Annotated in this window: 21 protein-coding genes; 5 read left to right on the top strand and 16 right to left on the bottom strand. The window is 61.2% G+C overall.

Annotation, left to right across the window (positions count from 1 at the left end; translation table 11 throughout):
* Positions 1–28: 28 nt before the first annotated feature.
* The 6 genes from lpxB to bamA are packed head-to-tail and all read right to left on the bottom strand — an operon-like array spanning position 29 to position 6,808.
* Positions 29–1,204 carry a lipid-A-disaccharide synthase gene (gene lpxB / locus IB279_RS08165; RefSeq protein ID WP_113189483.1) on the bottom strand — a complete coding sequence of 392 codons (1,176 nt, stop codon included), beginning with the start codon at positions 1,202–1,204 and terminating at the stop codon, positions 29–31.
* Positions 1,201–2,088, bottom strand: a complete 888-nt coding sequence (locus IB279_RS08160; protein WP_060585276.1) for an LpxI family protein — start codon at positions 2,086–2,088, stop codon at positions 1,201–1,203. Before IB279_RS08160 ends, lpxB begins: the two co-directional genes overlap by 4 nt.
* Before the next feature lie 5 nt (positions 2,089–2,093).
* The gene (gene lpxA / locus IB279_RS08155; protein WP_162741414.1) at positions 2,094–2,909 is read right to left on the bottom strand and encodes an acyl-ACP--UDP-N-acetylglucosamine O-acyltransferase; all 816 of its coding nucleotides are present in this window, start codon (positions 2,907–2,909) and stop codon (positions 2,094–2,096) included.
* A complete protein-coding gene (gene fabZ, locus IB279_RS08150; RefSeq protein ID WP_034796695.1) occupies positions 2,906–3,370 on the bottom strand; it encodes a 3-hydroxyacyl-ACP dehydratase FabZ in 465 nt (154 codons plus the stop codon). Before fabZ ends, lpxA begins: the two co-directional genes overlap by 4 nt.
* Positions 3,363–4,430 carry a UDP-3-O-(3-hydroxymyristoyl)glucosamine N-acyltransferase gene (gene lpxD, locus IB279_RS08145; protein ID WP_034796696.1) on the bottom strand — a complete coding sequence of 356 codons (1,068 nt, stop codon included), beginning with the start codon at positions 4,428–4,430 and terminating at the stop codon, positions 3,363–3,365. The genes fabZ and lpxD overlap by 8 nt, the downstream gene beginning before the upstream one ends.
* 44 nt (positions 4,431–4,474) lie before the next feature.
* Positions 4,475–6,808, bottom strand: a complete 2,334-nt coding sequence (gene bamA / locus IB279_RS08140; RefSeq protein ID WP_089044621.1) for an outer membrane protein assembly factor BamA — start codon at positions 6,806–6,808, stop codon at positions 4,475–4,477.
* Between bamA and IB279_RS08135 the strand changes: the two genes are divergently transcribed.
* A complete protein-coding gene (locus tag IB279_RS08135) occupies positions 6,750–6,974 on the top strand; it encodes a hypothetical protein (RefSeq protein WP_162251000.1) in 225 nt (74 codons plus the stop codon). The genes bamA and IB279_RS08135 overlap by 59 nt on opposite strands.
* Positions 6,975–7,058: 84 nt before the next feature.
* Here IB279_RS08135 and rseP read toward each other — a convergent pair whose 3' ends face one another.
* The 8 genes from rseP to IB279_RS08095 all read right to left on the bottom strand — a co-directional run bounded on the left by rseP (position 7,059) and on the right by IB279_RS08095 (position 14,325).
* A complete protein-coding gene (gene rseP / locus IB279_RS08130; protein ID WP_034796698.1) occupies positions 7,059–8,192 on the bottom strand; it encodes an RIP metalloprotease RseP in 1,134 nt (377 codons plus the stop codon).
* 31 nt (positions 8,193–8,223) lie between these two features.
* Complete coding sequence (locus IB279_RS08125; RefSeq protein WP_034796700.1) at positions 8,224–9,057, bottom strand: phosphatidate cytidylyltransferase; 834 nt, start codon at positions 9,055–9,057, stop codon at positions 8,224–8,226.
* Entirely contained in the window at positions 9,057–9,800 is a 744-nt protein-coding gene (locus IB279_RS08120) for an isoprenyl transferase (RefSeq protein WP_060516958.1), read from the bottom strand. The genes IB279_RS08125 and IB279_RS08120 overlap by 1 nt, the downstream gene beginning before the upstream one ends.
* A gap of 42 nt (positions 9,801–9,842) precedes the next feature.
* On the bottom strand, positions 9,843–10,403 hold the full coding sequence (gene frr / locus IB279_RS08115; protein ID WP_034796704.1) for a ribosome recycling factor: 561 nt from the start codon (positions 10,401–10,403) through the stop codon (positions 9,843–9,845).
* A gap of 53 nt (positions 10,404–10,456) precedes the next feature.
* The gene (gene pyrH, locus IB279_RS08110; RefSeq protein WP_034796706.1) at positions 10,457–11,179 is read right to left on the bottom strand and encodes a UMP kinase; all 723 of its coding nucleotides are present in this window, start codon (positions 11,177–11,179) and stop codon (positions 10,457–10,459) included.
* Between the two features lie 192 nt (positions 11,180–11,371).
* Complete coding sequence (gene tsf, locus IB279_RS08105) at positions 11,372–12,295, bottom strand: translation elongation factor Ts (protein ID WP_034796708.1); 924 nt, start codon at positions 12,293–12,295, stop codon at positions 11,372–11,374.
* 252 nt (positions 12,296–12,547) lie between these two features.
* Positions 12,548–13,315, bottom strand: a complete 768-nt coding sequence (gene rpsB, locus IB279_RS08100) for a 30S ribosomal protein S2 (protein ID WP_034796710.1) — start codon at positions 13,313–13,315, stop codon at positions 12,548–12,550.
* A 182-nt stretch (positions 13,316–13,497) separates the two neighbouring features.
* Positions 13,498–14,325 (bottom strand): cell envelope integrity EipB family protein, encoded by an 828-nt coding sequence (locus IB279_RS08095; RefSeq protein WP_113189485.1) that lies wholly within the window; start codon positions 14,323–14,325, stop codon positions 13,498–13,500.
* A gap of 145 nt (positions 14,326–14,470) precedes the next feature.
* Between IB279_RS08095 and IB279_RS08090 the strand changes: the two genes are divergently transcribed.
* The 4 genes from IB279_RS08090 to IB279_RS08075 are packed head-to-tail and all read left to right on the top strand — an operon-like array spanning position 14,471 to position 17,329.
* The gene (locus tag IB279_RS08090; RefSeq protein ID WP_043622203.1) at positions 14,471–14,938 is read left to right on the top strand and encodes a RidA family protein; all 468 of its coding nucleotides are present in this window, start codon (positions 14,471–14,473) and stop codon (positions 14,936–14,938) included.
* A 13-nt stretch (positions 14,939–14,951) separates the two neighbouring features.
* On the top strand, positions 14,952–15,677 hold the full coding sequence (locus IB279_RS08085; RefSeq protein WP_060585298.1) for a glycerophosphodiester phosphodiesterase: 726 nt from the start codon (positions 14,952–14,954) through the stop codon (positions 15,675–15,677).
* A 4-nt stretch (positions 15,678–15,681) separates the two neighbouring features.
* Positions 15,682–16,869: a GNAT family N-acetyltransferase gene (locus IB279_RS08080; RefSeq protein WP_113189486.1), complete on the top strand. Its 1,188-nt coding sequence runs from the start codon at positions 15,682–15,684 to the stop codon at positions 16,867–16,869.
* A 43-nt stretch (positions 16,870–16,912) separates the two neighbouring features.
* Complete coding sequence (locus tag IB279_RS08075) at positions 16,913–17,329, top strand: HIT family protein (protein WP_034796718.1); 417 nt, start codon at positions 16,913–16,915, stop codon at positions 17,327–17,329.
* 88 nt (positions 17,330–17,417) lie between these two features.
* On the opposite strand, the gene IB279_RS08070 is transcribed toward IB279_RS08075, so the two are convergent.
* Positions 17,418–17,762, bottom strand: a complete 345-nt coding sequence (locus IB279_RS08070) for an AzlD domain-containing protein (RefSeq protein ID WP_034796719.1) — start codon at positions 17,760–17,762, stop codon at positions 17,418–17,420.
* A complete protein-coding gene (locus IB279_RS08065) occupies positions 17,759–18,496 on the bottom strand; it encodes an AzlC family ABC transporter permease (protein WP_113189492.1) in 738 nt (245 codons plus the stop codon). The genes IB279_RS08070 and IB279_RS08065 overlap by 4 nt, the downstream gene beginning before the upstream one ends.
* Positions 18,497–18,626: the final 130 nt, after the last annotated feature.

Genomic DNA, 18,626 nt, shown 5'->3' with positions numbered 1-18,626 from the left:
GAGGCAATCGCGCGCTCGGGCGTAAGTCTTACGGCTTGCTCTTATTGAGATAGCCAAGAACGATTTCGGCCGCCATCTCGCCCGGCGGATGATCGGTCGCCATGCGCTGTTGCACCAGCGCGTAACCGTCGAGCATCGAGGCCCGCTGCGCCGTTGCGCCCGAAAGCCGCTCCATCCAGCGCGTCAACGCGCCGGGACGGATCGATTCGCCGAAATATTCCGGGACGATCGGGAAATCCGCGATCAGGTTCGGCAGTGCGCCACTCCAGATGCGGATGCGCTTGTGCAGGAACTTCACCAGGAAATCCGGCGCATAGGTTGAAACCACGGGCACGCCAGCCAAAGCGAGTTCCAGAATGACCGTACCCGAAGCAGCAATCGCCGCGTCGGCTCGATCGAAGGCCGCCCATTTGTCGGCCGCACCGACCGAAATTTCCGGCTGGATCGTCCAGGATGCGGTAATTTCCCGCACCAGCTTCTCCTGGCGCGGGACGGTCGGAAGCAGGAAGCGAATGCCCGGATGGCGGGCTTCGAGTTCCTCGACTGTCGCGCGGAAGATCGGAAGCAGGCGACCGACCTCGCTGGAGCGAGAGCCCGGCAATAGAAGGCATGTCTCAACACGCCCGTCCTTGGCGCCCGCAAGGCGCGGCTGGCGGCTTGCGCGAACGGCGAGCACATTGGCGTCGCTTGCAAGGCGATGGCCGACATAAGTGGTCGGGGGGCCTTGCAGCCGCTCCATCGCCTCCGGCTCGAACGGCAAGACGGCGAGCACGTGATCGACGTAGCCGCGCATGCGCGGTGCTCGCTCCGGCTTCCAGGCCCAGACGCTCGGGCAGACGTAGTTGATGACGGGCAGATCCGGCAATGCGGCGCGCACTTTTCGCGCTGCGCGGTGGGTGAAATCCGGGCTATCAATGATCAGAAGCGCGTCGGGTCGGGCTGCGATGATCGCCTTTGCCGTTTGGCGAATACGCATGATCAGCTTCGGCAGACGGGCGAGCACCTGGGTGAAGCCCATGATCGACAGTTCGGAATAGTCGAACAACGAGCGAAGGCCCTCGGCCTCCAGCGCCTCGCCGCCGACCCCGACGAGTTCGACGTCGGAATGGCTTTGCGCCCGAAGCGCGCGGACGAGATCGGCACCCAGAAGGTCGCCGGAAACTTCACCCGCGATTACTGCGAGCTTGTAACGTGGCGCGTTCATCGCCTGATACCTCCGGAAGTGCGCTCCACTCCGGCGACAAAAAGCCCCGCTTGATCGGCGACCTTGACCACTTCGCTACGTTCCAGCACCAGCGCCCGTCCGGCTTCGACGGCAACACCGGCAAGACCGGCCCGCTCGGCGAGCGCGATGGTGGACGGGCCGATCGACGGCAGATCCGCGCGCAGATCCTGCCCGGGCTTGCAAAGTTTGACGAGAACGCCGCGCCGGCGCGAAGAGACGCGCCCCTCCGCCTTCAAGACGGCGACACGCTCCAGCATGGCGTCCGTGCCCTCGGCGCCCTCGAGCGCTACGACACGCCCGCCGACCGCAACCGCCCCCTGCCCCACGTCGAGCGCGCCGAGCGCGTTGGCCGCAGCGATGCCCGCTTCTATGTCGCGTTGGTCGTCACCGTCAGGGTTCACAGCACCGATGGGGCCTGATTCGGCCAGGAGATTGGGTACCACCTCGTGCACGCCGATGACATGCGCGCCGCTTGCCTCGATCAGCTGCATCGCCATGCGCAGAACCGCATCGTCCCCGCCCGAGACCAAGGTCTTCAGCACTGACGGTATCTTTGCGAGGGTCCGCAACGTCGGGCGGATATCGCGCCACTCCGGCCGACGCCGAACCCACCCGGACAAGACGACGCGGTCGATGCCCTCTTCTTTGAATGTGCGGCTGATATTGGCGAAATCGCCGATCGCCAGAACCGAATGGTCAAAATCGACCCAATCGGTTTCTTCCGCTTCACGCGTGAGCGCGATGATGTAGGGATCTTCGCCGCGTGCACGAACCGCTTCGGCGACGTGATGAGGCAGCGCGCCGCCACCAGCGATGATTGCGAGCCGGCCGCTGGTCGCCGCGCGGCTCGCAGCAGAAGACATCACGGTCAGGCCTTGCCGCGTTGCGGCGAAGATAGCGCGCGGTCGCTCTCGGCGCCGATGAAATCGAGGATTTCCATGACCGGCGCGCAATCCATATAGTCTTCGCGAATCGCTGCGGCATTGGCGCGGATCGATTCCGGCCCTTCGAAGATCTGCTTGTAGGCGCGGCGAACCACATGGATCGTTGCACGATCGATGCCAGCCCGGCTCATGCCGACGACATTCAGACCGCTCAGCAGGCCGGGATTGCCGTTGAGCATGCCATAGGGAATGACGTCGTAGCTGACAGCCGACAGACCGCCGACAAAGGCCTGACGGCCGACGCGGGTGAACTGGTGGACCGCACAGCCGCCGCCGAGAATGACGCGATCTTCGACCGTGACGTGGCCCGCCAGCATCACATTGTTGGATAGGATGATGTTGCTGCCGAGGCGGCAATCATGCGCCACGTGCGAGTTGGCGAGAAAGAGATTGTTATCGCCGACGACCGTCTTACCGCCATGCTCGACGGTTCCGGTGTTCATCGTCACGCCTTCACGGATCGTGCAATTGGAGCCGATCAGAAGCTCGGTATCGACGGCGCTGTGGTGAACGCTCTGAGAATCACCGCCGACCACGGCGTTCGGGAAAATCTTCGTTCCCTTGCCGACGGACGTCCGGCCGATCACCACGACATGGCTGAGAAGCTCGATATCGTCGCCCAGAACGACTTTCGGCCCGATGTAGCAAAACGGGCCGATCTTGACGTTCTCGCCGATCACAGCACCGCTCTCGACGATCGAGGACGGGTGGATCTTCGCAGATGCTGCAATCATGTTCAGGCGTCTTCCTTGCTGACTATCATCGCGCCGATATCAGCTTCTGCGACAAGTTGCCCGTCAACTTTTGCGTCACAGTGAAATTTCCAGATATTGCCGCGCTGCTTCTGCTTCACGACATGGAATTCGACACGATCGCCGGGCACGACCGGCTTGCGGAAACGGGCATTGTCGATGGTCATGAAATAGACCAGGTTCGTGCCGGTTCCCACCTTGCGGGCGCAGATCGCGCCGGCGGTCTGCGCCATGCCCTCGACCAGCAGGACGCCCGGCATGATCGGCTGCTCCGGGAAGTGGCCAGTGAAATGCGGCTCGTTCGCCGAAACGTTCTTGATGCCGATCGCCGAATTGTCGCCGTCGATCTCGATGATGCGATCGACGAGCAGAAATGGGTAGCGATGGGGAAGCAGTTTCAGGATTTCCTGAATATCCGCCGTGCCGAGAACCGTTGCTGCTTCACTCATTCGCGCCGCCCTTCTTCTTTTTCTGTCTTTCCTCTGCCCGCATGGCCATCTCCGCAACGTCGCGCAGGAAATCACGCATCGGGCGCGCTGGAATACCGCCGTACCGTTCGCCGGCGGGAACATCAGCCGCCACGCCGCTCATGGCGGCGATCTGGACGCCATCACCAACCGTGATATGGCCATTGACGCCGCTGCCGCCGCCGATCATGACGCCATCGCCGATCTTTGTGCTGCCGGCGATGCCGACCCCGCTGACGATGCCGCAATAGCGACCAATGCGCACGTTGTGACCGATCTGAACGAGATTGTCGATCTTCGTACCCTCGCCGATCACTGTGTCATCCATCGTGCCACGGTCGATGGTCGTATTCGCGCCGATCTCGACATGATCCTGAATGATCACCCGTCCGACCTGAACGATCTTGATCATCCCGCCTTTCGGACCCGGCGCATAGCCGAAGCCGTCCTGACCGATGCGAGCGCCGGGGTGAATGATCACGCTGTTGCCGACGAGAGCGCAAAGTACGCTTGCACCTGCGGCAATCGTGCACTCGCGACCGATGCGTACGCCTGGGCCGATGACCGCGCCGGCCGCGATCCGCGTGCCGCGGCCGATCTCGGCGCCGGCACCAACCACAGCCGTCGGTTCGACCTCGACATCGTCCTCAAGCCGCGCCGTCGGATCCACGAACGCCCCAGGCGCGATGCCGCGTAGGCTCGTATTGCGTGCCGGACGCATCGCAATCTCGTGCAACAACGTGCCGGCAAGCGCAAAGGCCGTGTGCGGCCGCGCTGTCAAAAGGACGGGAATATGTGCAGGGACGAGAGACGAAATCGTCTTATCGCAAATGATCGCCGATGCTTCACACGTTTCGAGCTCGGCACGGCTCTTGCGAGACAACATATAGCAGACGTCCCCGGGCTTTGCCCGATAGACCGGCGCTACGGAGCGGACAGCACGGTCAGCGACCGCGACATCCACCAATTCCGCCCCAATTCGATCCGCCAGGTCGCCCAGGCGGATCCCATCGTGGGGCGGAAAAAACCAGTTCTGTTCCATGTACACTCCAGAACGATCTTCTGGCAGTTCTGGACTGCTTCTTATCAGAACGACGAGGAAATACCGAACTTCAAGTTCTGAACCTTGTCGAAATCTTCCTTGGCGATCGGCCATGCGTAGTCGACGCGCAGCGGACCGAAGGGCGAAGCCCAGATCAGACCAACACCGACCGATGCACGCAGCGACGAGTTGTTGCCCTGCACGGTCTCGCCCGGGGCCATCTTGACCTGGTTGCTGTAAAGCGTGCCGGCATCAGCGAAGACCGCACCGCGGAAGCCGCTGTCACGCGGGATACCCGGAAGCGGGAACGTCGCCTCGGCCGAAGCCGTGAAGTAGGTCGTACCGCCGAGCGCATCGCCCGTTGCCTTGTCCCGAGGACCAACACCGTTACGCTCGAAGCCACGGATGTCGCTGGTGCCGAGCTGGAACTGGTCGAAGACCTGCAGATCGCTACCGGTTTCGAAGATATGGCCGGCGCTACCGCCGAGCGAAGCGATGATGTCGGCTTCGTCGTTAACGGTGTAGTACCACTTGGCCTTACCGGTCATCTTGTAGAAGTCGGAGTCACCACCGAGGCCGGCGAATTCATGCGTGAAGGTCGCGAGAATGCCGTCATGCGGCAGCTGCGCATCGTCGAGCGTGTTGTACGTGATCGACTGCGACACCGACGAACGAACCCAGTTGCCACCCTCGACCGCGCGAACGTACGGCGAAGAAAGCTTCGCGACGTTACCGCTATAATCGAACTGCGTGAAGTTGTAACGCAGCGTCGTCGACAGGTTCTCGGTGATCGGCGCGGTCACGCGCAGGCTGAAGCCCTGATCTTCGTAGCTGTAGTTGTCGTCATCGAAGTCGTTTTCGTTCTTGAAGACGTCGAAGCCTGCGGCCAGACGATAGCCGAGGAAATACGGCTCCGTGAACGAAACGTTGTACGTGCGGCTCTCGTCACCACGACCAGCGGCAACGCGGATGTACTGACCACGGCCGAGGAAGTTCTTTTCTTCGATCGAAGCTTCGACGAGGAAGCCACCACCGCTACCGGCGGAGTAACCTGCACCGATACCGAACGAACCGGTCGACTGATCCTGTACGTCGACGATCACGACAACACGGTCAGCGGCGCTGCCCGGAGCGGTCGAAACGTTGACAGTCGAGAAGTAACCGAGAGCCTCGAGACGACGCTTGGCGCGCGCTACCATTTCCTGGTTGAAGGCGTCGCCTTCACCCATGTCGAACTCGCGACGGATAACGTAGTCGCGGGTACGGGTGTTGCCGCGGATTTCGATACGCTCGACATAGGCGCGCTCGCCCTGGTCGACGAGGTAGTCGACGGCGATCGTGTGGTTGCCGAGATCGCGGTTGCCGCGAGGCGTGACGCGAGCGAACGGGTAGCCAGCCGAAGCGACGCGCTTCGAGATCTCGGTCATCGTCGCCTGAACGTCCTTGGCCTTGTAGACCGAACCCTGACGGCTGACGATAAGCCCCTTCAGTTCTTCGGCGTTGATGCCCTCAACGGTCGATTCGACGTTGACGGAACCAAAGTCGTAGCGCGGACCTTCTTCGACGGTGATCGTCACCGTGTATTCGTTGGTCGCTTCATTCAGGGTCGCATCCGAGGTAACGACCTGGAAGTCGGCGTAGCCGCGGTTGTAGTAGAACTGACGCAACAGTTCTTCGTCCGCGCGCAGCTTGTCGGGATTGTAGACGTCCTTCCGCGTAATGAAGGAGAAGATGCCCGATTCCTTCGTCGCGATGACCGACTGCAGGCGACCGTCGCTGTACGCTTCGTTGCCGACGAAGTTGATCTGAGAAATCTTGGTGCGCTCGCCTTCGTTGATGACGAACGCGAGGTTGACGCGACCTTCGGCGACAGGAACGACCTGCGTCGTCACCGTGACATCGCCACGACCGATCGCCGCATAGGCGTCCTTGATCGACTGGATGTCCGTCTCAACCGTCGCTTCGCTATAAGGACCGAGCGGCTGCGTGCGCACAACGCCCTGCAGCTTGTCGTCCTTGATCTTGCGGTTGCCGTTGAAGACGACCTGGTTGACGAGTTGATTCTCGCTGACGCTGACGACCAGCGTGCCGCCGGAAACGTTGATGCTGACGTCGGAGAAGTAGCCAGTCGCATACAGGCGCTTCACGGAAGCGTCGATGTCGGTGTTGTTGAAGCTCTTGCCCGGAACGATCGTGATGTTGGCGCGAACCGTCTCAGCGCTGACGCGCGTGGCGCCGCGCACTTCGACACGATTGATGACCGCAGCTTCTGCAACGGACGTGCCTGCGAGCAACCCAACACCAGCGCCGGAAACAACAATGCTTGTTGACAGCGCAGCCGCCGACACCGCGTTCAAAAACCTTGAACCAGCTTTCATGTTCAAATCTTACCTTTTCCAAACGTCGCGCGGCAGTTTCGTGCCGACTCCGGTCACGGTTGCCGTTTTAACCGCTTTTCCCATACAAGCAAGCCAGCTCGTTAATTTCTGTTTACTTCAATTCGAACCGTGGCTTAACGGCCACTACAGCTTCGATTTATCGTAAACAAAACCTTTCGTCGCAAGCCGTTGAAAACCAATCGTTCACAGTATCCGTCGAAATCCCCCTCGCCGTTTCCCCGGCCGAACGCTAGCCGAAGAACATCGATATGTCGTTCCAGGTGGCAAAGACCATGAGCATCAGCACCATGGCAAAACCGATCCGGTAGGCGACATCCTGCGCGGCCGGGCCCACCGGCCTTCCGCGCAAGGCCTCAACCGCATAGAACATCAAGTGGCCGCCATCAAGCACCGGAACGGGCATGAGGTTAAGCAATCCTATGGAAACAGACAGGATCGCGGCAATATTCAGCAAAAACGGAATTCCAAGCGTCGCCATCTGCCCCGAGACCTTGGCGACGCGTATCGGTCCACCGATCTGATCCGCCTTCATCCGCCCGGTCACGACATTGGAGAGATAGTCGAAAGTACCGGTGACAACGTGCCAGCTTTGCAGGACGCCCTGCCCGACGGCCTCGATCGGACCATAGTTAACCGTGCGGAAATTGCCGGCTTCCTGGTCGGTCAGGATACCGATGACGCCGATTTCCATCTTGTTGCCAAACTGATCCGTGAGCTCGGTACGCTGCGGCACCATGGACAGATCGAGCATCGCGCCGTTGCGTTCGATTCGGATCGAAATCGGCATTTCCGGGCGAACACTGACGTAGCGGCGAACGTCGTCGAAGGTGACGACGGGCGTGCCGTCGATCGAAATCAGACGGTCTCCCGGCACGACACCGGCTTGCGCAGCAGCACTGTTCTCATTCACCCGCGCAACCACCGGATCGGCGACCTGACGCCCGTAGACGGAAAACAGCACGGCAAAGATGGCGATGGCGAGAATGAAGTTTGCGATCGGTCCGGCGGCGACGGTTGCCGCACGCTTCCACAATTTGGCGCCGAGGAAGGTCTGGCTGCGCTCTTCCGGCGCCAGCGCCTCCAGGCGCTTGTAGTCCGGCACGCTCGCCGCATCCTCGTCGCCGTAGAACTTGACGTAACCGCCAAGGGGAATCGCCGCCAGTTTCCACCGCGTTCCGTGCCGATCGGTCCAGCCGACGAGCTCAGGGCCAAAGCCGATCGAAAAAGCCAGAATGCGGATGCCCGACCAGCGGCCGACGAGGTAGTGGCCCATCTCGTGCACAAAGACCAGCAGCGTCAGCACCAGAAGAAATGGGACGACGTAGCCGGTCAGAATCTGAAGGGCATCAAGCAGATATGTCATGAACGTTCCTCAAGCACCCGCGGGCCTAAGCTCAAAGGCTATACAGGACGGATCCGAAAGCGATCTGGCGCCCATCGCTGACGAAATACTGAATCATGACCAGAATCAACGCCGCGACACACGCGAAAATCAACCCGTCGACCCGATCCATAACGCCGCCATGCCCCGGAATGAGACGGCTGGAATCCTTCACCCCAAAACGGCGCTTGATGAAGGATTCGAACAAGTCTCCCACTTGGCTGGCGACGGAAAGCACCAGCGCAATGATCGGAATGCGGAGATCTTGCAGTGAAAAATAAGCCATAAAGACGGCAACACCGGCAACGATGCCGCAAATTGTGCCACCGATGGCACCCGACCATGTCTTGCCGGGTGATATGCGTGGCGCGAGCTTCGGTCCACCGATCGCGCGGCCGGTAAAATAGGCGAAGATGTCGGTCGCCCAGACGACGGCAAAGACGAACAGCGTCGCCATCAAGCCAAGATCGTCGGCGCCGCGAAGGGCCGCAAGCGAAATGCCGGTCAGCCCGGCATAGGCGATGCCACCCGGCAGCCACCAACTGGTCTTCTGCAGAAATACCCAAAGGACAGTGAGAACTACAAAAGCGGCCAGGACCGGAAGGCTGTAGCCGATATAGCCGGTCACGATCAGGCCGGCGATGATCACGACGCCCAGCCAACCAACGGCATTGCCTTGGAAATCCCGCTCCTGGAGGTCCGTGATCGTCGACCACTCATAATAGACGAGCAGCGCAATCAGCGCCGACAGCAACTGAAACGCCAAACCGCCGAACCAGGTCGCCGCCAGTGTCACCGCTGCGAGGACCACGCCCGAAGCGATACGAAGCTTAAGTTCAGTCTGCATCAGGAACCGACCGCCAACGTGGGCTCGGCGACGCCGCCGAAGCGGCGCTCGCGGCAGGCGTATTTTTCAAGCGCCGCCTGGAACGTTTCGCGCGTAAAGTCCGGCCACAACTCCGGAACGAAGATCAGTTCCGAATAGGCGCCCTGCCAAAGAAGGAAATTCGAGAGACGCTCTTCGCCGCTGGTGCGGATGATCAGGTCCGGATCGGGAATGTCCGACGTGTCCAGCATCGCCGCGATACGCTCGGGGTTGATGTCTTCCGGCCGCAAGCGTCCTTCGGCGACTTCCGTCGCCAGCCGCCGCATGGCTCGTGTCATTTCGTCCCGGGCGCCGTAATTGAAGGCAATGACGAGCGTAATCCCGGTATTTGCCCGCGTCGTTTCCTCCGCCTCCACCAGCAACGGTAGAATGTCGCCTCTGAGGTTGGAGCGGTCACCGATGACTCGGATGCGGACATTCTCGCGGTGCAGATCGGCAAGATCCCGACGGATGAAGGTCTTGAGCAGCCCCATCAGATCGCTGACTTCCGCCGCCGGCCTGCTCCAGTTTTCCGAGGAAAAGGCAAAAAGCGTGAGGTAGCGGATCCCCAAGTCGCCCGCCGTCTTGACGGCGGCGCGAACGGTCTCGACACCCTTGCGGTGCCCCATCGTGCGCGGCAGCCCACGCGCGTTCGCCCAACGCCCGTTGCCATCCATGATGATGGCAACATGTTCCGGAACGGTCGTGGAATTGAGGTTTTGCATAAGGCGTCCGCGAAAGGAGACTCAGATCACGAGCAGAGCAGATCAGACCTGCATGATTTCCTTTTCCTTCTCGACGAGCAAGCGGTCGATATCGGAAATCGTTTCGTCGGTCATCTTTTGCACGCGCTCGGACTGAGAACGGCTGATATCCTGACCGATGTCGCCATCCTTTTCGGCTTTTTTCAGGTCGTCCATGCCGTCACGGCGCACGTGGCGCACGGCGACCTTCGCCTTTTCGGCGTAGTCATGTGCCACTTTGACGAGCGACTTGCGGCGCTCTTCGTTGAGTTCCGGCAGCGGAATGCGCAGGTTCTGGCCGTCGATGATCGGATTGAGGCCGAGGTTCGATTCGCGAATGCCGCGATCCACAGCGCCGACCATCTGCTTGTCCCAGACCGAGACGGACAGCATGCGCGGCTCGGGAACCGTGATGTTCGCCACCTGGTTGAGCGGCACGCGTGAGCCATAGGCTTCGACGGTCACCGGATCGAGAACGTTCGCCGACGCGCGGCCGGTACGGAGCGACGCGATATCGCTCTTGAATGCGGAAATGGCGCCATCCATGCGACGCTTCAGTTCCTTCAGGTCAACACCTTCACTCATGGTCGAAACTCCCGTTCTATCATTCGCCGGCCCGAGGGCCGTTCTGCAGCTTTTTAATTGTCTGTGACGATGGTCGCGCGACCGCCGCCGGTCAATATTTCCGCAAAGCCACCCTTCTCATGAATGGAGAAGACAACGATCGGAATGGCATTTTCGCGTGCAAGCGCGACGGCGGCAACATCCATGACGGCAAGCCCCTTCTCGAGGACTTCGCTGTGCGTCAGGCGGTCGAAGCGGGTCGCGTCCGGATCCTTCTTCGGGTCGGCGGAATAGATGCCATCGACCTGGGTGCCCTTGAAGATCGCCTGCGCGCCCATTTCGGCGGCGCGAAGGGCGGCGGCAGAGTCGGTCGTGAAGAAGGGATTGCCCGTGCCGCCGGCGAAGATCACGACGCGGCCGAGGGAAAGATGGTAGAGCGTTGCGCGCTGCGAGAAGCTCTCGCAGATTTCCGGCATCGCGATTGCCGAAAGCACGACCGTATCGATGTCGAGCTTGCGCAGCGACGTTGCGAGCGCCAGCGCGTTGATGACGGTTGCCAGCATGCCCATGTGGTCGCCGGTTACCCGGTCGCCGCCCTTGGAAGCGACGGCCACGCCGCGGAAGATGTTGCCGCCGCCGACAACCACGCCCACTTCGACGCCCATGGCGCGCGCTTCGGCGATATCTGCGGCGATGCGGTCAGCGACCGCCACATCGATACCGAAGCCCTGGCTGCCCATGAGAGCTTCACCGGAGGCTTTGAGTAGAACGCGTTTGTAGAGTGGCTCGGCCGGCATCATCGCTCCTGAACAGATCGGCGCGCGTGCGCACGATGGCGGCGCACAGCGCATAAGGACACATTGCGCACCATGGTTTCAACCGCAGCGGCGTATTTTCCGGCGGGTCCAGCGCATTGACGAAGCCGGATACACGAAGGGCATCGCGTTGTCACGCGATGCCCCAAGGTTTTCCCAATATGGGTGAAGAAATCAACCCTTGGCGACGGCTGCAACTTCTGCAGCGAAGTCGGACTCTTCCTTCTCGACACCTTCGCCGAGCAGCAGGCGAGCCATGCCGGTGACTTCGATCGGTGCGCCAGCGAGCTTTTCAGCGTCCTTGACGGCCTGACCGACGGTGATTTCCGGGTTCATGACGAAGGCCTGCGACAGCAGAGCGACTTCTTCGAAGAACTTGCGCATGCGGCCTTCGACCATCTTTTCGATGATGTTGTCCGGCTTGCCCGAAGCGCGCGACTGTTCGATGAAGACGTTGCGTTCGCGCTCGGCAACAGCGGCGTCGACTTCGTCCGCACGGATCGCCAGCGGGTTGGTGGCAGCAATGTGCATGGCGATCTGACGGCCAACCGAGAAGAGAACTTCCTTGTCGCCGATCGACTTCAGGGCGACGAGAACACCGAGCTTGCCGATGCCGTCGCCGGCAGCGTTGTGGATGTAGGTGGCAACAACACCGTCTTCGACCTTGAGCAGGGCTGCGCGGCGAAGCGTCATGTTCTCGCCGATGGTGGCGATCGCGTCCTTGATGGTCTCGTCGACCGACTTGCCGGTTGCCGGGTAGTTTGCAGCCGCGATGGCTTCAACCGAGCCGTCGGTGGTCAGCGCTACATTGGCAACGCCGCGGACGAGTTCCTGGAAGGCTTCGTTGCGGGCAACGAAATCGGTCTCGGAGTTGATTTCGACGACGACAGCCTTGACGCCACCGCTGACAATACCGATGAGGCCTTCAGCAGCCGTGCGGCCCGACTTCTTGTCGGCCTTGGCGATGCCCTTGGCGCGCAGCCAGTCGATCGCAGCTTCCATGTCGCCGTTGGTTTCGGCGAGCGCCTTCTTGCAGTCCATCATGCCTGCGCCGGTCTTTTCGCGCAGTTCCTTCACCATTGCTGCAGTTACACTCATCTTATTGCCTCTTTGTCTGTTTGGTTGGCGCGCTGCCCTTGAGGGCGCGGTACCAGGAGGTGTGGCAGGGAATGGCTTTTCAATGTGACACCGTGATGACTGAACCATCACGGGGTTGCTCGGCTCCAAAGATCCGAACGGATCAGCGCCATCCCCGGCTGAAAAGAACAAGGCCGTTCAGATTTTCATCACAAACGGCCTTGTCCCGACATTTCATTGGGGGCGGCAGGCTTACCTGCCGCCAAGGCCCGATCAGGCGTCGGAGGCCTCGTCGAGCGCCGGCTCGACCGGAGCTTCGGCAGATGCGCCGAGGTCACGGCCCGATGCGCCCTGCTGACGTGCGATGCCGTCGATGGCAGCGCGTGCAATGAGGTCGCAGTAGAGAGCGATGGCGCGCGAAGCGTCGTCGTTGCCCGGGATCGGATAGTCGATCTGGTCCGGATCGCAGTTCGAGTCGATGACTGCGACAACCGGGATGCCGAGGCGCTTGGCTTCGTCGATCGCGATCGATTCCTTGTTGGTGTCGATGATGAACATCAGGTCCGGCGTGCCGCCCATGTCGCGGATACCGCCGAGAGCGCGGTTCAGCTTTTCGCGTTCGCGCTCGAGGTTCAGGCGTTCCTTCTTGGTGAAGCCCGAAGCTTCCGAAGAGAGGATTTCGTCGAGCTTGCGCAGGCGCTGGATCGAGTTCGAAATCGTCTTCCAGTTGGTCATCATGCCGCCGAGCCAGCGAGCGTTGACGTAGTACTGGGCCGAACGCTTCGCAGCGTCAGCGATGATTTCGGACGCCTGGCGCTTGGTGCCGACGAACAGAACGCGGCCGCCGTTGGCAACGGTGTCGCTGACGATCTGCAGGGCGCGCGACAGCATCGGCACGGTCTGTGCGAGGTCGATGATGTGAACGTTGTTGCGATCGCCGAAAATGTACGGCTTCATCTTCGGGTTCCAGCGGTGCGTCTGGTGGCCGAAGTGAACGCCAGCTTCCAGAAGCTGACGCATGCTAAAATCAGGCAATGCCATGCCTTTTCTCCTTTTCCGGTTGAACCTCCGCGAAGCGTCGAGCATGTCTTTCGACCGGCCCACCGGCGGAACGATCCGGATTTCTCCCGGAACATCCCAAGCTTCACGTGTGGAATGGGCAGCCCCTTAACGGCAACCGCCCGAGAAATCAAGCCGCAAACGCCGCTTTTTACCGCAATCGGCTATTTGCAGTCCTCGGATTTGAACACTTCGAGGTCCGCAAGCTTGCCGCTCAGGACGAAATCGCCGTAGTCCATCGTCAGGTCGCGGGTGATTCCGTTCTCGTAGAGCTTGAACGACATACGGTAGATCGGCAGCGCGTCGCCGCTCTTGTCATCGTTGAAATAGGAGATCGTCACCGGCCAGTAATTGTCACCGCTGAGCTTGCCCGCCTTGCCGGCATCCGGCTCGTCCGCCGTGGGTTTGCGCGATTTGCCGACGAAGGTCGAGGTGATCAAGGTCTTGTCACCCGAATCGGAGCCGTCGAAGATGCGCGCCTCAAAGAGGCTCTCGCCTTTCTTCGCTCGCGAGATCACCTCCATCATGTGCGCCGTCGGAAACCGGCTCGCCGCAAGCTCGATTTCGCGCTTGTCCGGCGCAGTCAGCTCGACCTTAACGCCCGCTTTTTCCTCATGCGCCGTACCGCGCACTTCCTTGTCCAGCTTCTCATCGGTGAAAGAGCGGGTCAGGAAGCGGAAATTGCCATTCTTTAGATCTTCATAGGTGGTCGTCTGCTGATCGGTCAGGCGCACTTCCTCGCCGGTATCGACCTGGGTGACGAAACGGAAGCTGACGGTATAGCCCGCGCAGGCCGAGCCATTGAACTCGTAGACCATGCGACCATACATTCCGGAAATGCCCGAACGATCCGATGCATCCTTGAGTTCAAGATCATAGACGGCGCGGTGCGGCACAAGGGCGTTTGCGTGTGCCGCCGTGGCGCCCGATACTGTCATGACGGCGAAACAGGCGCTGCCCAAAGTGACGAGACCGAAGCCTTTATGAAACATCCGTTTCCTCCTGTTGGACTCGCCGGCAATGCTATAAACAAGCGTTCGGCAGAAGCGAGGCGGCGTTCGCAGGAAAAAGCCGGTGCCCGCCGCGATCCGGCCTGAATGCAGGATTTTAACACAAAAGACAACAATGGAGCTTTCCATGTCGGCAGAGATCGAAGCGCGCCTCAAGGACCTCGGCGTCACACTTCCCCAGGCTGCGACCCCGGTTGCAAACTACGTGCCCTACGTCATCAGCGGCTCGATGCTCTACATCTCTGGACAGCTTCCGATGGAAGACGGCAAGGTCGCTGTGACCGGCATCGTCGGCAAGGATGTGGACGTGGCCCGTGCACAGCGCGCCGCCGAACTCTGCTCGATCAACATCCTCGCCCAGGCCAAGGCAGCACTCGGCGGCGATCTCGGTCGCATCCGACGCCTGGTGAAGATCAACGGCTTCGTCGCCTCGACACCGGAATTCGTCGAGCAGCATCTGGTCATCAACGGCGCATCCAATCTGCTTGCGACCGTGCTCGGTGAAGCCGGCAAGCACGCGCGTGCCGCCGTCGGCATGGCTTCCCTTCCCTTCAATGCCGCCGTCGAGATCGACGCCGTCATCGAAATCGCCTGACAGAGTGCCCGGCATGGCTGATATTTCCTGGCTGAAGGCCCAACCGATTGCCCATCGCGGCTATCACGACATGAACAAGCAGGTGTGGGAGAATACGCTTTCGGCCTTCTCCCGCGCCGTCGACGCCGGTTTCGCGATCGAATGCGATCTGCAGTATACCGCCGACAGCATTCCGGTCGTCTTCCACGATGACGATACCGAGCGACTGTGCGGGATCAAGGGCGACGTTCGCGCGCGCACCGCCGGCGAACTCGGCCTGATGGCGATCGGCGGCACGAAGGACAAGGTGCCGACGTTGACGCAGATGCTGCGCCTGGTTGCCGGCAAGGTGCCGCTCGTCATCGAGCTCAAGGGCCGCAAGGGCGACGACGAGGGCTTTGCCGCCGCCGTGCTCGAAACGCTCGAAGGCTACAAGGGCCACGTTGCGCTGATGAGCTTCGATCACTGGCTGCTCAAGGACCTGAAGGCGCTCGACGCGCCCTACCCGCTGGGCCTCACCGCGGAAGGTGCCAATCCGGAGACCTTCTTCGTGCATGAGGAAGCGATGCAGCTCGGGCTCGATTTCATCTCCTACCACTACGGCCACCTGCCGAACTCGTTCATCACCAAGGAACGGACGCTCGGCAAGACGATCATCACCTGGACCGTGCGCGACCGGCAGGCCGAAGCCTACACGTTTGCCCATGCGGATCAGATGACCTTCGAGGGTTTCGACCCGCGGGAGGCCCTGGTTTCCTAAAGTAATGTCAGACGCCGTCACCCTCCGCATCGCGCAATCCTTCACCGATATACCAGCGGCACGCTGGAATGTGCTGTCCGGTGCATCGAAGGCGTTTCCTGGCGGCGTCTACAATCCCTTCCTCTCGCATGCCTATCTCTCGGCGCTCGAAGAGTCCGGGTCGGCGACGGCCAAGACCGGCTGGCTCGGCCAGCATCTGTTGCTTGAAGGCGGCGACGGGCAATTGCGCGGCGGCCTCGTCTGCTACCTGAAGAGCCACAGCCAGGGCGAATACGTTTTCGACCACGGCTGGGCAGACGCCTTCGAGCGCGCCGGCGGTCGCTACTATCCGAAACTGCAAAGTTCCATCCCCTTCACGCCTGCGACCGGACCACGGCTGCTTTCGGCACCGGACGAAAATACTAACGCCGTTCAGGATGCGCTTGCCGCGGACCTGAAAGAGCTTGCCCGCAGACACGATGTCTCTTCGGCACATGTGACTTTCGTGCCCGAAGCCGAGATCCCTGCGCTTGAGCGCGCCGGGTTCCTGCACCGCACAGACCAGCAGTTCCACTTCACCAATGAAGGCTATGGCTCCCACGCCGATTTTTTGGAGACCCTTGCCTCACGCAAACGCAAGGCGCTGAAGAAGGAGCGCAGGGCTGCGCTCGAAAACGGCATTTCGATCGACTGGCTGACCGGCAGCGACCTGACGGAATCGATCTGGGACGAGTTCTTCGCCTTCTACATGGACACCGGCGGACGCAAATGGGGCCGCCCCTATCTGACGCGCGCGTTCTATTCGCTCATTGGCGAGCGCATGGCCGACGATATCCTGCTGGTGATGGCACGCCGCAACGGCCGCTACATCGCCGGCGCGATCAACTTCATCGGCGGCGATGCGCTCTACGGTCGCCACTGGGGCTGCATCGAGGATCACCCGTTCCTGCATTTCGAAGTCTGCTATCACCAGGCGATCGATTTCGCGATCGCCAAGGGGCTGAAACGGGTCGAGGCTGGCGCCCAGGGCGAACACAAGCTTGCGCGCGGCTACATGCCCGTCACCACCCATTCCGCCCATTTCATCACACATCCGGGACTTGCCCGCGCCGTCGGAGACTATCTTCAGCGCGAGCGCAGGGATGTGGAGGAAACGGGCGAGTTTCTTGCCGAGCACGGACCTTTCCGAAAGGGTGAACGGCAGGACGACTGACCCCCTTTTCGTGAAGGCCGGCTTCATTACACGAGGAAGAACAATGAGCTACGACGACAACAACATTTTCGCCAAGATCCTGCGCGGCGAAATTCCCTCGCACCGCGTCTACGAGGACGACGCGACGATCGCCTTCATGGATGTCATGCCGCAGGCAGAAGGCCATCTGCTCGTGGTGCCGAAATCCCCTTCGCGCAACCTGCTCGACGCCGATGCAGCAACGCTGCCGGCGCTGATTGCCACCGTGCAGAAGCTGGCCGTTGCCGCCAAGGAAGCTTTCGACGCCGATGGTGTGACGATCATGCAGTTCAACGAAGCACCGGCCGGACAATCGGTCTTCCACCTGCACTTCCACGTCATTCCGCGGCAAGCAGGCGTGCCGCTGAAGCCGCATTCCGGCACGATGGAAGACGGCGCCGTTCTGGCTGCCAATGCCGAAAAGGTTCGGCAGGCGCTCTGATCGCGCTCATACTATCCGCGCAGGAGCCAGGGAGCCGGCGACGCGCCGGCTCTTTAACCGACGGTCAGGTGAAAGCACCTCACCCGGCCTAAAAACCCAACCACCACAGGCCCAGCGCCAACGCGGCAATCGCTGACGCGATCCCGATCGCCGGCTTTCTTCCGAACAGGAAGAAGGCGGCCGCCCCGAGCGCGACGGCACCTGCGCGCAGCCAGAGCGGAGATTGTTCGAGTACGCCGGTCGGATAGAGGATAAGCTTTGCGATGACCGCTGCGACCAGCGCGGTGGCAACCGCCCTCACCCAGTTCAGCGCCTCGGAATCATCGCGCAGCCTGTTGCCTGTGATGACGCCCAACCAGCGCCAGATGTCGGTCGCCAGCCAGCCGGCAATCGCGATGAAGACATAGGCCCACCAACCATCCTGCCAGGTCATGCTCCCACCTCCTTGCGGCGGCGCCAGAGGCGCTCGATGAGCCAGGCAAGCGTGCCGCCGACGAGGCCGGCGAGCAGGATGTCGAATTCCGGAAACAGCCAGTAGAACAGCGGCCCGCCTGCAAGACCGAAGAGCAACGCCACATAGACGACGGGATGGCGCGCCGAATGCCAGATCGAGGCGAGAAAGTAGACCGGCGTCAGGAAGAAAAGGCAGCCGGCAACGATCGGCGGGAAATCGGCGACGAAGTGGTAGACGACAGCGACGAGCAGCATGTTTGCCGCCACCAGCGTGATGCCGAAGCCCGCGAAAAAGGCGACGCGCCGCTCGCGCGGCACGTGCGGCACCTTCTCCATCGCGAACACCCAGGCGGTGATCGCGACGAAATGCGACAGGAAGAGCAGAAGCCAAGTCGGCGTGCGCGACCCGCGCAGCTCCGGTATCAGCGCGGTGACCATCGGCATCAGCCGGACGGACGACAGCGAGACCGCGAGGAACGCGGTCGCGAGCCCGGCTCCGCTCATCATCGAACTGACGAGAATGACCTTGGCCGGAAGCGCCCAGACCATGCCGACCATGAAGACCACCTGCTCGACCGGGATGCCGGCCTGAGCCGTCAGCGAACAGAAGCCGACAAAGGACAACATCAGAATGAAGGCCGGCAGACTGAAAATGCCGCGCATGCCTTTCCCGAACCAGGCGAGCGAAGATTGCTCGTCTTCTTCTCTCTTCATCGGCGATTCCGGATTGTTTTCAACTCGAATACGACCACCCCGGATCGAATCGTCCGGGATCAGCATGACCGAATATAGGCTATCAGACCGGCACGCGGACGAAAAACCACGCAGGCTCTTCTCATTTCGT

The organism is Ensifer sp. ENS06 (assembly GCF_014852205.1).
Classification (GTDB): domain Bacteria; phylum Pseudomonadota; class Alphaproteobacteria; order Rhizobiales; family Rhizobiaceae; genus Ensifer; species Ensifer adhaerens.
The sequence above is the reverse complement of the archived record's forward strand: the minus strand, read 5'-3'. Positions and strand labels throughout refer to the sequence as shown.